The 15157-nt window shown below is 47.1% G+C and carries 15 protein-coding genes; 9 read left to right on the top strand and 6 right to left on the bottom strand.

Features of this window, described 5'->3' with window-relative positions; genetic code table 11:
• Positions 1 to 126: 126 nt before the first annotated feature.
• The 8 genes from tsaA to gspK all read left to right on the top strand — a co-directional run bounded on the left by tsaA (position 127) and on the right by gspK (position 7790).
• Complete coding sequence (gene tsaA / locus W234_RS0106155) at positions 127 to 918, top strand: tRNA (N6-threonylcarbamoyladenosine(37)-N6)-methyltransferase TrmO (RefSeq protein ID WP_025645719.1); 792 nt, start codon at positions 127 to 129, stop codon at positions 916 to 918.
• Positions 919 to 953: 35 nt separating this feature from the next.
• Positions 954 to 2732, top strand: a complete 1779-nt coding sequence (locus W234_RS0106160; protein WP_025645721.1) for a GspE/PulE family protein — start codon at positions 954 to 956, stop codon at positions 2730 to 2732.
• A gap of 112 nt (positions 2733 to 2844) precedes the next feature.
• The gene (locus W234_RS0106165; protein WP_025645723.1) at positions 2845 to 3633 is read left to right on the top strand and encodes a TatD family hydrolase; all 789 of its coding nucleotides are present in this window, start codon (positions 2845 to 2847) and stop codon (positions 3631 to 3633) included.
• A gap of 312 nt (positions 3634 to 3945) precedes the next feature.
• A complete protein-coding gene (locus W234_RS0106170) occupies positions 3946 to 4635 on the top strand; it encodes a TetR/AcrR family transcriptional regulator (protein WP_025645725.1) in 690 nt (229 codons plus the stop codon).
• A gap of 66 nt (positions 4636 to 4701) precedes the next feature.
• Positions 4702 to 5361 carry a prepilin-type N-terminal cleavage/methylation domain-containing protein gene (locus tag W234_RS0106175; protein WP_025645727.1) on the top strand — a complete coding sequence of 220 codons (660 nt, stop codon included), beginning with the start codon at positions 4702 to 4704 and terminating at the stop codon, positions 5359 to 5361.
• 3 nt (positions 5362 to 5364) lie between these two features.
• Positions 5365 to 5916 carry a type II secretion system minor pseudopilin GspI gene (gene gspI, locus W234_RS0106180; RefSeq protein WP_084212631.1) on the top strand — a complete coding sequence of 184 codons (552 nt, stop codon included), beginning with the start codon at positions 5365 to 5367 and terminating at the stop codon, positions 5914 to 5916.
• Positions 5913 to 6728: a prepilin-type N-terminal cleavage/methylation domain-containing protein gene (locus W234_RS0106185; protein ID WP_025645730.1), complete on the top strand. Its 816-nt coding sequence runs from the start codon at positions 5913 to 5915 to the stop codon at positions 6726 to 6728. The genes gspI and W234_RS0106185 overlap by 4 nt, the downstream gene beginning before the upstream one ends.
• A gap of 3 nt (positions 6729 to 6731) precedes the next feature.
• Complete coding sequence (gspK, locus tag W234_RS0106190; RefSeq protein WP_025645732.1) at positions 6732 to 7790, top strand: type II secretion system minor pseudopilin GspK; 1059 nt, start codon at positions 6732 to 6734, stop codon at positions 7788 to 7790.
• A 30-nt stretch (positions 7791 to 7820) separates the two neighbouring features.
• Here the strand turns inward: gspK and W234_RS0106195 are convergent, their stop codons facing one another.
• From W234_RS0106195 to ychF, 4 genes are all read right to left on the bottom strand, one after another.
• Complete coding sequence (locus tag W234_RS0106195) at positions 7821 to 8501, bottom strand: TetR family transcriptional regulator (protein WP_025645734.1); 681 nt, start codon at positions 8499 to 8501, stop codon at positions 7821 to 7823.
• A 108-nt stretch (positions 8502 to 8609) separates the two neighbouring features.
• On the bottom strand, positions 8610 to 10025 hold the full coding sequence (locus W234_RS0106200; protein WP_025645736.1) for a deoxyguanosinetriphosphate triphosphohydrolase: 1416 nt from the start codon (positions 10023 to 10025) through the stop codon (positions 8610 to 8612).
• A 65-nt stretch (positions 10026 to 10090) separates the two neighbouring features.
• Positions 10091 to 10588 (bottom strand): hypothetical protein, encoded by a 498-nt coding sequence (locus W234_RS14660; protein WP_025645738.1) that lies wholly within the window; start codon positions 10586 to 10588, stop codon positions 10091 to 10093.
• Positions 10589 to 10746: 158 nt separating this feature from the next.
• The gene (ychF, locus tag W234_RS0106210) at positions 10747 to 11838 is read right to left on the bottom strand and encodes a redox-regulated ATPase YchF (protein WP_025645740.1); all 1092 of its coding nucleotides are present in this window, start codon (positions 11836 to 11838) and stop codon (positions 10747 to 10749) included.
• Positions 11839 to 12008: 170 nt separating this feature from the next.
• Here ychF and W234_RS14165 point away from each other — a divergent pair, with 170 nt between their 5' ends.
• Complete coding sequence (locus W234_RS14165) at positions 12009 to 12380, top strand: hypothetical protein (protein WP_025645742.1); 372 nt, start codon at positions 12009 to 12011, stop codon at positions 12378 to 12380.
• A gap of 49 nt (positions 12381 to 12429) precedes the next feature.
• On the opposite strand, the gene W234_RS0106220 is transcribed toward W234_RS14165, so the two are convergent.
• Entirely contained in the window at positions 12430 to 13257 is an 828-nt protein-coding gene (locus W234_RS0106220; RefSeq protein WP_025645744.1) for a phosphodiester glycosidase family protein, read from the bottom strand.
• Positions 13257 to 15017 (bottom strand): FMN-binding glutamate synthase family protein, encoded by a 1761-nt coding sequence (locus W234_RS0106225; protein WP_025645746.1) that lies wholly within the window; start codon positions 15015 to 15017, stop codon positions 13257 to 13259. The genes W234_RS0106220 and W234_RS0106225 overlap by 1 nt, the downstream gene beginning before the upstream one ends.
• Positions 15018 to 15157 lie beyond the last annotated feature (140 nt).

A 15157-nucleotide genomic window follows, 5' to 3' on the forward strand; every position in this document is an offset into this window, starting at 1 on the left:
TTCAAAATAAAAATCCGCCATGTTATGCGTACTGACCATGATAAAATGGAATATCGTTAGTGATTATTTTTGTATGATTGATAGAGCGTCTCTGACGACCGCGCGTTTTTGGTTTTGGAATAACTCATGAGTAAGCAAATACAGACCCACATGTCGCCTATCATTGGCTATCATCGTGCGCCATTATCGCAGAAATTTGGGGCGCCAAGACAGCCCAATCTAGTCGCGCTAATGAGTGCTATTGAGATGATTGCACCTTTTGATACGCCCGCAGCCTTTGTCGGCTTAGAAGCTTTCAGTCATCTGTGGCTCAGCTGGCAGTTTCATCATAATAAAGACACTTATAATAGCCAATCCTTTCGACCGCAAGTCAGGCCGCCAAGACTCGGCGGCAATCAAAAGATCGGCGTTTTTGCTAGCCGCAGTATGTATCGGCCCTCGCAGATGGGTCTGTCTGTCGTCAAGCTTGAACGCATTGAGGTGGTCGCAGGCCGAGTGATACTGATTATCAGCGGTGCCGATATAATCGATGCTACGCCTATTATCGATATTAAGCCTTATGTCGCTTATAGTGATAGTATTGAGCATGCGACGAGCGGATTTGCGCCAGCATCGCCGACCCCGTCAGCGGTTACTATGACGGTTAATGCTCAGGAGCAGTTTGCAGTCTTGGTCGACAGTGATATAAAAAGCCGCGTACCTATAAGCAGCAAGTCCGTTATTGAGGATATACAGCAGCGTTTAGTGGCGACAGATTTGCCGTTAATAAAAGCTTTGATTGCGCAGGATCCTCGGCCCGCTTACCGCCGTAATGAGATTAATACGAGCTTTACCATGCGCTACAAGTCAGTCGATGTCAGCTTTTGCCAAGTGGCGACGGGGGAGTTGCAGATTAGCTCAGTGGTCGAGGTGGTGTAGTAGCATTAAATAATGACTAATAAAAGAAGATAACTATGTCGGTTCCGGATTATTCTTTACTAGTAGATTTGCGCTGGTGTCTCGATGAGCTGCTAGCAGATAGGGTGATCGATCAGCGCGGTTATAATCTAGTAATGACCAGTCGCCGTGATAAGTCTCAGCACCCCCTGATTACAATTAGCGAGTTTGGATTAGTTAACGGGCACGATAAAGAGGGCGATACTAAGCTGACACTGGCTTGGCTCAATCAGTGGCTGGCTGCTAAAGCTCATATGTCTTTAGTGCGTATCGACCCCTTAAAGACGGACGTGCCAGCAGTGACGCAGCTGATGTCGTTTGAGTATGCACGCTCGCAGCACATTTTGCCTATTGAGGTGGCAGCTAATGAGATCGTCATCGGCACTGATCAGCCTTTTTATAGCGACTGGCATAGCAATATCGAAAAAATAATTGGTAATAAAAGCTATCGCAGCGTCTATATCAGCCCAGATCAGATCAACCGCTATCGCCAAGAGTTTTATCAAGTCACCCAAGCGATCGCAGGCGCTAATAGCGTCCATAGACGCGCCGCCGCCGACGTCACTAACGTTGAGGCCTTACTACAGTTAGGCGATAATGCCAATCCCGATGCTAATGATCAGCATATCGTCAAAGTCGTTGATTGGCTACTGCTATATGCCTTTGAGCAGCGTGCTAGTGATATCCATTTAGAGCCGCGCCGCGAGACGGGTAAAGTGCGCTTTCGTATCGATGGCGTGCTGCATACTGTGTATGAGATGCCCATTGCGATTTTGATGGCAGTGATCGCGCGGATTAAAATCTTAGGGCGGCTTAACGTCGCCGAAAAGCGTAAACCGCAAGATGGCCGGCTAAAGACGCGTACTCATAAAGGCCTAGAGACAGAGCTGCGTTTATCGACTTTGCCGACGGCTTTTGGCGAAAAGCTAGTCATGCGTGTATTTGATCCAGAAGTGCTTGTGCGCTCGTTTGCACAGTTGGGCCTCTCCGGCAAGCAGCTCGAGATGTGGCACGAATTAACTAGCCATCCAAACGGTATTATCTTGGTCACTGGGCCGACCGGCTCTGGTAAGACGACTACTTTATATAGTACGCTCAAACAGCTCGCCACTGATGAGGTCAATGTCTGCACCATCGAAGATCCTATTGAGATGATTGAGCCTGATTTCAATCAGATGCAGGTGAACCCCGCGATAGATTTGCATTTTGCCGATGGGATTCGCTCGCTCATGCGTCAAGACCCTGATATCGTTATGGTTGGAGAAATACGTGATTCTGAAACCGCGAACATGGCGGTGCAAGCCTCGCTTACTGGACATTTAGTGCTTTCAACTTTGCACACGAACGATGCACCCAGCTCATTGCCGCGCTTGCATGATTTAGGCGTGCAGCCATTTTTGACCTCAGCCACCATACTAGGAGTGATGGCGCAGCGACTCATCAGAACGCTGTGTCCGCATTGCAAACAGGCACAAGCACTTAGTGACGATAGTGAGATGGCGCTGCAGTGGCAGGAGCTAGTACAGCCGTGGCGCGCTACACTGCCGCCGCAGATCTATATGGCAAAAGGCTGTGAGCACTGCCGCCATACTGGCTATCAAGGACGTATCGGCCTGTATGAGATTATGCCGCTATCGAACGAGCTCAAAAAGCTAGTTGCGGCGGATGTCAATCTAGACAGTCTTAAGCAGCAAGCGTACCGCGAAGGCGTGCAGCCGCTAAGACTGTCTGGTGCTAAGCGTATCTCTGAAGGCCTGACCACAATAGAAGAGGTGATGCGAGTGGTGCCGTTATAGTGTATTTAGCAAAAAAATAGACTTGGCAGCTCATAAACGAAACCTTGAAAAACGCTTTCTTAACAGCAATGAATAGTAAACTATTCGCTAAATGATTATAAAGAGAGTATTTATGTTTACTGACACTCATTGCCATCTCAACCGTCTCGATTTGACTAAATATGACGGTCAGCTTTCGGGTGCCATTGCCGCTATGAAAGAAGCTAATGTCACTCGAGCGATGGCGATTATGTGCGATTTTGCCGAATATGATGAGATCGCTGATATCGTCAGCTGTTACAGCGACGATGATCTGCGTCTAGGTATGAGCGTGGGTATCCATCCTTGCGAAGATATCGATGTCTTGCAATCGGCGAGCGTAGAGCGGCTGATGGAAACGGCCAAAGAAGAGCAGGTTTGGGCCATCGGCGAGACGGGATTGGACTACTATTGGTCCACTGAAAATAAGCTTGCGCAGCAGGACAGTTTGGCGCGTCATATCCATGCCAGTCAACAGCTCAAAAAACCGCTAGTGGTGCACATGCGTGATGCAAAAGAAGATACTATCGATATATTGAAGTCTGAAGGCGCAGAGCACGGTATTATTCACTGTTTCACTGAAGATTGGGACACTGCCAAGCGCGCGCTAGATCTAGGGTTTTACATCTCGTTTTCGGGTATTGTCAGCTTTAAGAGTGCCCAAACGATTCAAGAAGCTGCAAAAAATATGCCCAAAGATCGGATACTCATCGAAACCGATAGCCCTTATTTAGCACCGGTGCCCAAACGCGGACGCCCCAATGAGCCGGCCTATGTGCCCTATGTCGCCAGCTTTATCGCTGATATGTATGGCTGCAGTAGCGAAGAGATCGGCCAATTAACTGCAAAAAACTTTGAAAATTTACTAGCACAATATCATTAAAGTCGTTATGCTATGACCAGTCAGTCATTTATAAATAAGGCGTATGGCTCAACTTTGAGCACTCAAATCTTGTTTGTTATAGCATTGAGCGTTCTCTTATCTCTTTTAATAAAAGCATTTGCCAGTAGTGCTGGGTAATGAGTATCCTTGCCCAGCCGCTGTTATGAGACAAAGATAATCGATGACTGACTACTAAGCATAGCTACTTGTTATAGTTGCCCCTCACTAGCGACTCTTTAGAGCTGAGTTGTTAATCGTACGATGCGCTGAACTATAACTGTATGCTTAATTTCACCAAGTTTAGGAGAAGTTATGAGTCGTCAGCACCAGTTCAAAGTAAGAGAAGAGAATATCTTAGCGATGGCTGAGCAGTTGCTACTTGAGTCAGGCGATGGTGATATTACTTTAGACAGCCTAGCCGATCAGCTTGATTTAGCCAAAGGTACCCTATACAAGCATTTTTCTAGTAAAGATGAGCTATATCTGCGCATTATTATTCGCTACGAAGAGCAGCTATTTGAGATCAACCGCGTCGATGATTGCGCCTCAGCAGGGGTAGCGCGGATGATTTTTCAGCAGCTACTCAACCCACAAAAAGCGATGCTACTCAACCAGATTGAAGAGCGTCTAGCCGCTTCAGTGACTGGGCTTAATCGTTTATTTGCCGAGCTTTATGATATCCGTCGTCAGCGTATGAAGCGTCTGATCGATATCGTCAGTGCATATCTCAAAGAGCAGCACAGCAGCATGACCACACGCGACTATCTGTGTACGATTTGGGCGATGGGGCAAGGCGGGGCAGGACTGCTTAATTCTAGCTTTTATCAGCGCTATCTGGGTCGCCGTGATACGCTACGCTACGCGCTCGTTCAGCAGATGCTAGATCTTCCTGGACACTATCCGGCGCATACTGCTGATGAGAGTCTCAATGATGAAGACATGCAGGATCTCGTCGAGCAAATCGAAACAGAATCAGCAGAGCACCGCAATACTCAGTATTAATAGCTAATCATCAGCGAGCAATGCTGTTGATTGCTAATGATCAATGATTAAGGTTTGCCTTCTATCATGAAACACGCGCAGACTGGCTTTACTTTGGTAGAAATTATAGTGGTGGTGGTCATTTTATCCATCTTTGCCGGTATGATTAGCTTGTCTGTTGGCAGCAGTGAATCGCGTAAACACTTAGCTTTTTATGAGCATTTAACCGATTCACTCAGCTACGTTCGCTTATTATCCGCTGAGCGTATGCAGCCGATGGGGCTTAGCTTGCAAGCGGATAAACAAGGACAGATCAGCCCTGCGATCGTCAGTCTCTCCAATCCCTATATAGCCTATCAAGCTACTGGTAACCTTGGCGCTAGTGGTGCTATCGATACTACCTCCAAAAACGCCATGGAGCTCTCCGCCATGTCTGCGGATCCAAAAGAGGCCGTAGCGACCCCAAGCTGGGAGCTAGAGCCAGAGATTGTTTTGCCGCAGATGCCTGCAGGCGTCAGTTTAGTGATTCAAAGCTTAGAGTCTAGTAATACGAGCGCGAGCAATGGCGGCACCAAAGCGCAGGCGCTACAGCCGTGGTTTACTGGACAAGCGGTGCCGCAAGCCCTCTGGTTTGGGACCGGTCAAGCCAGTCCTGTCACTATAGAAGTGCGTTATCAGTCGCGGCTAGTGGGTGAGGTGATTACCATCATGCCGGATGGCAGTATGATGATAGGGCAAGGGTTATAGCGTATGAACACCAAAAGATTTACGCGCTTAAGTCTAAAAACAGATAAACCGCCTTCTGTAAAAGTGCCTGATACGTCATATAAGCCTTGCTACTCCTTTAACAGCCCTTCAGTGATAAACGTGCGCCGATCAGAGCGCGGTTTTACCTTGATTGAGGTGATGGTAGCGCTCGCTATCTTAGCCGTCGTCGCCGTCGCCGCTAGCCGTGCTAGTAGCGCTTATCTGTCTTCAGTCGATACCCTAAAAACGCGAACCTTAGCGCATTTCGTTGCTCAAAACGCTGCGGCTGACTTACGTATTCAGCAGACTTGGCTGACTGCCAATCGCAGCCAAACGGTCAATGAGCAAGGACGGGATTGGCAAGTACAGATGAGCGTGGCCGACACTTTGAGCCCAGCCTTAAAACAGGTGACTATTGAGGTGGCGCCAATACTCAATGGTGAGCCGCGTTCGGTCGTCACGGACATCACAGTGATAGTCAGTAACCCTGAGACAGCAAGTAGTCGTGCCGCCTTCTTTGGTTTGGATAACAGCGATGATGGGGGCTCGCCATGAGTGCGCAGCGCGGCTTTACTTTGCTGGAGCTGATGGTCGCTATGGCGATATTTGCGATGCTTGCGGTGGCAGGCTGGCAAGTATTCGATAGCGTCAATCGTGCGCGCGATAGGGCGCAATTGCAGGCGGATAATTTGGCAGCGTTACAGTACGCCTATTTGCAGCTGCAGCAGGATATGGGACAGATTATTGCTTATCAAGCACCTCATGCTCAAACTGCAGGTGAGCTTAACGACTCTAATGGCAATAACAACGATAATAACAATCCGAGCAATAATACTGGCGATACTGCGTCAGTACAGATGCCTGAGCCGTTTATGCGTCTATATAGCGAGCAGATAAGCTTTGTGCGTTTCGCTGATCCAGACCCCCGTTATCAAACTAGCCCAAGTTTGCAGCATGTCGATTATATTTTTGCCGACGAGCGTTTGATTCGTCGTCAGTATACTCGTATTCAAAGCGACAGAGATAATACGAGCCAAAATGTGAGCTTAGATAGCGTATTACTCGAAGGCGTAACCGCTGCCAACTGGCAAGCATTACTGCCTGAGCCTGCTAATACCTTTCCCAATAACAATAAAAATAGTGCGAATAGCAGTAGTCTTAATAACAAAGTCAACGGTGTAACGCAGTCAAGCTCAGCAAACACCGTTCAGTTATTGCCACAAGGTGTCGCCGTTAGCTTTACCTATCAGGACATGCCGATTACTTGGCAATGGGCGTTAGCGCCGCAGCCTCTACCTGTGACTGATAATGCGCTGAGCAGTAGTAATAGCAATAATGATAATAACAACACTGGCAATAATAACTGACTTATGACGATAGCAATCAGATCTCAACGCGGCGTGGCTTTATTGACTATCCTGTTATTGGTGGTCAGTATCACTGTGGTGGCAGGAGCTATGCTCGCTAGTCAAAAGATTGTCATTCGTCGCAGCGGCTTATTATTCAATCAGAATCAACTGCTACAAGATATTGATGCCGCGCAGCAACTGGCAGTCACTTTGATTCGAGCAGATAGTATGCTCAATGACACCGATAGTTTGCAAGATATTTGGGCGCAGCCGCTGCCACCTTATCCTTTAGGGTCGCACACCGTGACTATGGAGCTGCGCGATGAGGCCGCCCGCTTTAATATCAATAATCTTTATCACGACGGAACAGTAGACGTTGCCGCGTTGGGTGTTTTTCAGCGGCTATTGACTCAGCTCAATCTAGATCCACAAATCGCTATCGCCGCTCTAGATTGGCAAGATGGGGATAGGGAAGTCTATAAGGATGGCGGAGAGGAGGGCGTAGTTTATGCTCAACAAGGCGCTGGCTTAAGCGCCGCTTTACCCAATCAGCCGTTCGTCAGTGTTGATCAGCTGCAAGATATGCCTAATATGAGCGCGGAGGATTTAGCGAATTTGCGCCCTTATCTGACTGCGGTGCCTTATTATCTACCGATCAATATCAATACCGCTCACCCTGAGGTGCTGGCTGCTTTGGTCGAGGATGTCAGCGCGCAGCAGATGCAAGGGTTAGAGCGTTTGCAAAAGCAACAAGTCATCGAGTCAGTCGATAGTATCTGGCAACAGCCGCCTTTAAATGCGGTCAGCACTGAGCAGCGTCAGCTTTTGACGCCATTATTGGGTGCCGATAGCCAAGCTTTTACGGCGCTGATTACTGCCACCGATAGCGCTAACTTAGGCGCAGCGCGACAAAGATTTGCCACAGTGCTAATTAGTAAAATCGATACTTCTGAGGGTAATAATACTGACAACGTTGCTGTTGCTGCTAATAACAACAATGACGGCTCTAATAAGACATCCGCAAAGACCGTTAGAGTAGTGTCGCAGCGGCTTTGGGCCTTTGCGCCTAACTTTCAATAAGCTAGTTTTATCCTTTAAGAATTGTAGACGTTATTCATCAAGCAAAGTCTCTTCGGTAGATTTCCAATTATAAGCGCCATAAAAGAGCATCTGGGCTTGACGAGTACAGTTGTGCTGCATCTGGTGCTTTTTGCGCTCAATCTCATCCAAATCGGCTTCATCGTCATGATCCTCAGAATAAGTCAGCTCTAACCAATCAATAATCCAAGAAAAAAACATGTTGATACCAGCATCAGCCAGCAGAAGACGGTCATAGTCGTTGATGTGACTAAAAGCCGGCTGCAGTGCTAAATCTTCTGATAAGCTCTGTATATGCAGCTTTAATAGTTTATCGATGGTGTTGCGCACCGCCTCCGAGCCGCCAAAGCGTTCACTGACTAGAAACTGCCAATAGTAGGGCTGCTCGCTGACCATCTGTAAGAACAGCTGAATACTCTTGGCGATCTGGCGCTCAAAGCTGCGAGTCTTGCCGATATGCAAGCCTTCACTTAAAGTAGCCATCGTACCGCCAAGCTCCTCAATCACCAAAGCTTGACCGAGCGATTCCATATCATCGAAATGCCGATAGAATGCGGTGGGCACTACGCCCACTTCACGAGTGATTTGGCGCAGACTAATCGAGCTAAAAGATTGCCCAGTCATACACAGATCTAAAACGGCATTAAAAAAAGCCCGTCTGGTTTGAAGTTTTTTTTGTTCGCGGCTGCTCATAAGATATCTATTGTGGCTGAGTTGTTGTTTATCATACCGATTTAAAGATGAAAATACGAATAAAATCAGAACACTTATACTAGGTTTTTATTATAGCCTAAAAACACCTTATACCATCGTGCCCCAGTGACCTTGTAACTCTTGCGCTAACCGATAAGCTTCATGATCATTCATGCCGGTAATAAAGTCCAAAATAATCAGTATGTTGTGATAAATATTGTCAGACAACTGGCGCTGTTGCTCGCTGAGATGCGGCTGTAGTAGGCTAAGCAGGCGCTGCTGCTCAAAGGGCATTGATGCATGATTCGATACAGTCCAAGCAAGCGGCATAAAAGCGTCGAGCAATCGCTGCAAGCATTGATTGGCCATCAGCTCCATTCGCACCTTACTTGGATGATTAAAAATGCGCTCGCGAGCCAATAGCTTAGCCTGAGTAATACCGCTTTGCACTTCTGCATCACAGTGGGCGAATAGACTACCAGTCAGCTCGCCAGCTAGCATCGCCTCGCTATTATCTACAAAGGCATCCGTCACTGTATTGACGAGCCGCATCATAGCGCGCGCTCGCAAAGAGGCCAACTGCTGGCTGACCGATAGCTTTGCTGGTAAAGTGATAGCAGCAGGGCGCTCACCAATGAGCTGATAAAATATTTCTGCAACTTCATTGAAATTGAGCATATTAAGCTGGATGCCATCCTCTAAGTCTATCAAGGCGTAGCAGATATCGTCAGCGGCCTCTAACAAATAAGCGAGCGGATGACGCGCAAAGCCATCGTGCAGTTGTGAGCGTGGCAGCTGCAAGCAAGTTGCGAGCTCCTCTAACTGGTGCGCTTCACTGACAAAACTGCCAAATTTCTGTACTTTATCTACGGGGTAGCTATTATCAAAATCTATGATATTGCTATGGCTGGCTTGCCAAGGGTACTTCATAAAAGCGCCGAGCGTGGCGCAAGTTAAGCGCATACCGCCTTTATCAGGATGATGCTCATTACGCACCAGTAGCCGAAAGCCTTGTGCGTTACCTTCATAAGCTAATAGATCTAACCGCTCTTCGGCGCTTAAATGCTTTAGTACCGAGCGGCGCTCAGCATGAATAAACCAATCACGTATGGCGTACTCGCCAGCATGACCAAAAGGCGGATTGCCAATATCATGAGCCAGACAAGCGGCTTGCACTATCACCCCAACATCAGCCGACGACACTCCAATAGGCAGGCCGCCAGCGAGCTTTTCATGGAGCTTTTCGGCAGACATCATCCCAAGAGAGCGCCCGATACAGGACACCTCTAGCGAATGGGTCAAGCGCGTGTGGATGCCAAGCTGATTGGTTAAAGGATGCACCTGCGTTTTTTGGTTAAGCTGCCGAAACGAGTGTGAAAACACCAATCTGTCGTAATCTTTATGGAACTGGGAACGGGTAACTCCATGAGTAACGAATTTTTTTGTAGAACCAAGACGTTGAGAGTTGAGAAGGTGAGACCATTGTGCGGTAGGAGACGATAAAGAAGTTGGCGTACCTAGCATAGTGACATATCCGAACCAAGGGAGCCTTTAGCATAACAAAATAGTACTCTCGGTACAGCCAGCAACTAAGATTTTTGGCAATTAAATATCACATCTTCTTCTTCTATAGCCACACTGCCATCTAGTGTCTTATTGCGCAAAGTTGCCTTATCTCTATCTACTTGCCATATAATGCCATGAGTGTCATCTAGGCCTATATCGCTCATATAGACTGTTTTGTCAGTGCTTTCTCTAGCATTTAAATCGTATTCGAGACCATCAATGAGTAGGCTGGCCGTTTGTGGTGTACTATCATTATTATAAAAAACTCTAATAGTAGTGGTAGGCTCACAAACAAACGGTGTGCCTGCACTGGCGTGATCATGTCCTTCGTGATCATCATGATCGTGTCCGTTATGATCGTGTCCATCATGCTCATGATGAACGTGTTCTTCTTGACTAGGCTCAGCATGTTCTTCGGTGACTGCTTCAGAATCGACTGTATCTGTATTAGGTTGACAACCCAGTAACGACCCCATTGCGACACTTCCCACAAGTACAAAACCCGCAAATTTAGTAACCATAAAATCCTCATTTATATAGAAATTTCAAAATATGTCAGAAATAAGATATGTTATAATATAACAAAAAAGAAATAAAAAAAAGCCGATGCTGATAAAGTACCAACACCGGCTGAATGAGTAGTGTGTAATGCTCAATAAACAGGGATTACCGTATGAGATTATACGTTAAATCTAAAATGCATGATATCGCCATCTTGCACGATGTATGTTTTGCCTTCTAAGCGCGATTTACCGGCTGCAGCTGCACCTTTTTCGCCGTTATACTCGATAAAGTCGTCATAAGCGATGACCTCAGCACGGATAAAGCCACGCTCAAAGTCCGTATGGATCACGCCAGCCGCTTGCGGTGCTGTCGCGCCAATAGCGACCGTCCACGCACGAACTTCTTTGACCCCAGCGGTAAAGTAAGTCTGCATATCAAGCAGATCATAACCGCCGCGAATCACTTGATCAAGACCTGCCTCTTCCATATCCATCTCAGCTAAGAAGTCTTTTTTATCTTCTTCATCTAATTGGGCAATCTCCGCTTCGATTTGGTTACAAAGCGCGATGACGATAGAGTCTTCACCCGTAGCGTAGTCACGCACCGCGTCCAAGTAAGGGTTATTCTCAAAGCCATCTTCACTAACGTTAGCGATATACATAGTAGGCTTAAGGGTAATAAGACCATAGCTTCTGATCAGTTTTTTCTCATCATCATCTAAGTTGGCTGCGCGCGCCGCTCGGCCTTCTGCAAGTAGGGGCTCAATCTTTTTGAATACCTCAAGCATTGCAGTGGCATCTTTATCGCCGCCTTTGGCTTTTTTGGAGAGGTTCAATATAGCGCGCTCAACGGCTTCGAGGTCAGCTAAAGCCAGCTCGGTATTGATGGTTTCGATATCGTCGATTGGGCTGACGCGGCCATCGACATGCACCACGTTATCATCATCGAAGCAGCGTACCACGTGGGCGATAGCGTCAGTCTCACGAATGTTGGCTAAGAACTGATTACCCATGCCTTCGCCTTTTGACGCGCCCGCGACGAGTCCGGCAATATCGACAAACTCCATCGTTGTTGGCAATACGCGCTCAGGATTGACGATATCGGCAAGCTTTTTGAGACGTGGATCGGGTACCGGCACGATACCTGTGTTGGGATCTTTGGTACAAAAGGGAAAGTTCTCAGCGGCGATTCCCGCTTTGGTCAAAGCATTAAATAAAGTGGATTTGCCTACATTGGGTAGGCCGACAATACCGCAGTTAAAACCCATAATGGTCTCTCAATACGTTAATAAAATCAGTAATTTGTAAGGTGCTGCTGTTTAGCATAAAAATTGGCGCTATTGTAGCAAAATTTAGCCACTATTAGCTACTAAGGGGCAGATAGATGTGCTAATTTTAAGCTAAGGCATGGTATGTCATGCGATCGTAAAGAAGTTCTATGAGTGAGGTTAGCGATAAAAAAGTGGCATGGATGGCATTGTCTGATTTGTTTGTTGATAACGAGATAAGCTATGAGTATATCGCCAAACGAGTAGCCCATCTGCCTATTAGTGAGGTGGAGCGCATTTTGTTTTATGACGTTGCGCCTGTATGTATGAGCAACTTATTGGTCTTGAGTCCAAGTAATCACAAAGGCTTTAGCGAAGCGTATATCGTCTCCAGTATAGAGCAGCACCTGTGTAAATGGCAAACCAGCCCCTTATACCGCAAAAAAACCGCGCTAAAAATCAGATTTTATAAGTTTTGCTTAAAGCAAGACTGGCATAAGCTGATATCTGAGATATGCCAAGTACAAAAAACTAATGGCTAAGCAAATAGGTAAGGCTTTATATTTAGCTCATAACTCAGATCTAACGTATTTACTGAGTATCAACCACGCCAATCATCACGCCCATCTGTTTTTTATCATGCTTGTCGATGCTAGGCGCGTAAAGCGCTGAGGCAATACCACCATCCAAGAATAGCGCATTAGGGCAGTGCAGATCCTCTTTGAATAGCTCAGCAAACTGATAAAAGCTCACGGGCTTCTCGCTATTGACCAGATGCATACTGCCATCGCTACAGACGCCTACGCCATTACGAAACTTTAAAGACTGGCTGTCAGGGTTGAATTTAGGATGGATCTCATTATCGATTACCAGCATCGGGCCTGACTGCGTGGCATACCAAGGCTGGGCTCTATCGTCTTTGATTAAGTCATCTAAAGCCTGACTCTCAGTAATTTGTATTTTGCCTGATTTATCCCACCATAGCACGCCATTAGGAAGCAGATGAAAATTACCGCCGCCTTCTTTTAGGTTTAGCGCCCGCTTTTCTTCGCCCTCGATGACCGTATAGCCAATGGGCGCGTAGCTGTCGTTATACATGCCTGCATTCACCGCAAGGCTTAGTGACTGGGTACTCGGTAGGCTGTCAATAAGTTTGTCAAAAGTCAGTAGCGTCTGTTTATTAGCATCTTGCCAAAACAGCTTTAGCTGATAACGATCTTCGGTTAGTGCTTGGCTGTCGATGCGACAAGCACTATAACTAAAAGGAGTTTGCTCAGTTGTACAGGACCAAACCTGCGCTGTTTTATCAGGCTTATCTGTACTAGAAGGCTGACAAGCACTCAAAGCTGCCGCTGAAAAGAAAGCTGCGCTAAGCTGCAGTATCTGGCGATTCAGAGTAGTCGATAGGCTAAGAGACATTACTGTTCTTTTAGATTGGTATTCATGTTTTCAGTCACATCTTCAAGCGTTTTTTCGTGCTTGAGCTTTGTGTTTTTACCCTTATCACGCGAGTCTTTATTGTAAGCGATGAGCGCATCATTATCTGGTAAGAAAGTATCAGCATCAGCCATCACCCACATCTGATTGAAGACATCAGCGCGGGCGCTATGATCGAGTAGCGCACCTTCATCAGCAAAGTAAAAGAACTTCGATAAGAGCTTGATTTGCCCATCATCAAGGCGGCGAGCGATATGATAAGGCTGCAACTGGCTTGGATGCTCAAGCCCTACCGCGCCAACGATACTCGATAAGGACTTCAGCGTGTTTTTGTGGAAGCTGGCAACGCGCTCTGCTTTGCTAGGGACATCTAGTGCTTTTTGACGATACGGGTCTTGGGTAGCCACGCCGACAGGGCAAGTGTTGGTATGACATGAGCGCGACTGGATACAGCCCACAGCAAACATAAAGCCGCGCGCAGAGTTACACCAATCTGCACCTAGCGCTAGCATACGCGCAATATCAAAGCCTGAGACAATCTTACCACTGACGCCAAGCTTGATTTTCTCACGGATACCGGCACCAACTAAGGTGTTATGCACGAATAAGAAGCCATCAATAAGCGGCATGCCGACACTGTCCATAAACTCAACAGGCGCCGCTCCCGTGCCGCCTTCAGCGCCATCGATGACAATAAAATCAGGATAGTTGTCGGTTTCCATCATGGCTTTGACAATCGCCATAAACTGCCATGGCTGACCGATGCACAGCTTAAATCCAACAGGCTTACCGCCTGATAAGTCGCGCAGTTGTTGCCAAAACGCGACTAGCTCTCGCGGCGTACTAAAAGCGCTATGCGAAGAGGGCGAAACACAATCTTGCCCTGTAAGTACTTGCCGGGTATCGGCAATCTCTTGGGTGATTTTTTCGGCTGGCAGTACGCCGCCTTTGCCAGGTTTCGCGCCCTGCGATAGCTTAACCTCAATCATCTTCACTTGGCTGTCGACTGCCTTTTCGGCAAAAGAGTGCGCATCAAAATTGCCTTCGGCAGTACGGCAACCAAAGTAGCCAGTGCCAAGCTCCCAAATCAAGTCACCACCAAACTTGCGATGATAAGGGCTGATAGCACCCTCACCGGTATCGTGCGTGAAGCCGCCAATCTTAGCGCCTTGATTAAGCGCCATAATGGCGTTGGCAGAGAGACTACCAAAGCTCATCGCTGAGATATTAAATACTGACATATCATGAGGCTGTATGCAGCGCTCGCCGCCAACCGTAATGCGAAAGTCTTGTTTTTCTAGCGGATGGCTAAGGGCAGATTGTAAGAACCACTCTTTGCCTTGGGCATATAAATTATCTAAAGTACCAAAGGCATTGGTGTCGCTAACGTTTTTAGCGCGCTGATACACGAGCGCTCGCTGCTGGCGCGAAAAAGGCACTTGTTCTTTATCATCTTCTAGTAAGTACTGACGTATCTCAGGCCGAAAATCCTCTAAGACGTAGCGGACGTGACCGGCAACTGGGTAGTTGGTTAAGATGGCGTGCTTGGATTGCATAATATCATAGATACCTAAAGCCACTAGCAGGCCGCCGATGATAATCAGCCACCAATTCGTCAGCAGTAGTCCTGCCAAAAACAAAAAGGCAGCAGCGGCAAAGGTACTATAGCGTAACAATACGCCGATAAGGTAGGGAAGGCTTCCTTTGGGTTCAGCGTTTAGGTTGGTACGAGATTGGGGCATGGGACGACTCAGCAGTATGACAATGAATAACCGCTCAAAGGCAGGTATAAAAATATTATACGTCTATAATATCACGGCTAAATGAGAGTTGCGTAACGGTGTGCTATTTCAAAGACCAGACCTCATCAAACATCTTGGTG

This window comes from Psychrobacter sp. TB15 (assembly GCF_000511655.1).
Lineage (GTDB): Bacteria > Pseudomonadota > Gammaproteobacteria > Pseudomonadales > Moraxellaceae > Psychrobacter > Psychrobacter submarinus.

Excerpts from the sequence above, each read along its gene's own strand:
- tsaA (WP_025645719.1), top strand. The coding sequence starts at position 127 with ATGAGTAAGCAAATACAGACCCACATGTCGCCTATCATTGGCTATCAT.
- W234_RS0106160 (WP_025645721.1), top strand. The coding sequence starts at position 954 with ATGTCGGTTCCGGATTATTCTTTACTAGTAGATTTGCGCTGGTGTCTC.
- W234_RS0106165 (WP_025645723.1), top strand. The coding sequence starts at position 2,845 with ATGTTTACTGACACTCATTGCCATCTCAACCGTCTCGATTTGACTAAA.
- W234_RS0106170 (WP_025645725.1), top strand. The coding sequence starts at position 3,946 with ATGAGTCGTCAGCACCAGTTCAAAGTAAGAGAAGAGAATATCTTAGCG.
- W234_RS0106175 (WP_025645727.1), top strand. The coding sequence starts at position 4,702 with ATGAAACACGCGCAGACTGGCTTTACTTTGGTAGAAATTATAGTGGTG.
- gspI (WP_084212631.1), top strand. The coding sequence starts at position 5,365 with ATGAACACCAAAAGATTTACGCGCTTAAGTCTAAAAACAGATAAACCG.
- W234_RS0106185 (WP_025645730.1), top strand. The coding sequence starts at position 5,913 with ATGAGTGCGCAGCGCGGCTTTACTTTGCTGGAGCTGATGGTCGCTATG.
- gspK (WP_025645732.1), top strand. The coding sequence starts at position 6,732 with ATGACGATAGCAATCAGATCTCAACGCGGCGTGGCTTTATTGACTATC.
- W234_RS0106195 (WP_025645734.1), bottom strand. The coding sequence starts at position 8,501 with ATGAGCAGCCGCGAACAAAAAAAACTTCAAACCAGACGGGCTTTTTTT.
- W234_RS0106200 (WP_025645736.1), bottom strand. The coding sequence starts at position 10,025 with ATGCTAGGTACGCCAACTTCTTTATCGTCTCCTACCGCACAATGGTCT.
- W234_RS14660 (WP_025645738.1), bottom strand. The coding sequence starts at position 10,588 with ATGGTTACTAAATTTGCGGGTTTTGTACTTGTGGGAAGTGTCGCAATG.
- ychF (WP_025645740.1), bottom strand. The coding sequence starts at position 11,838 with ATGGGTTTTAACTGCGGTATTGTCGGCCTACCCAATGTAGGCAAATCC.
- W234_RS14165 (WP_025645742.1), top strand. The coding sequence starts at position 12,009 with ATGAGTGAGGTTAGCGATAAAAAAGTGGCATGGATGGCATTGTCTGAT.
- W234_RS0106220 (WP_025645744.1), bottom strand. The coding sequence starts at position 13,257 with ATGTCTCTTAGCCTATCGACTACTCTGAATCGCCAGATACTGCAGCTT.
- W234_RS0106225 (WP_025645746.1), bottom strand. The coding sequence starts at position 15,017 with ATGCCCCAATCTCGTACCAACCTAAACGCTGAACCCAAAGGAAGCCTT.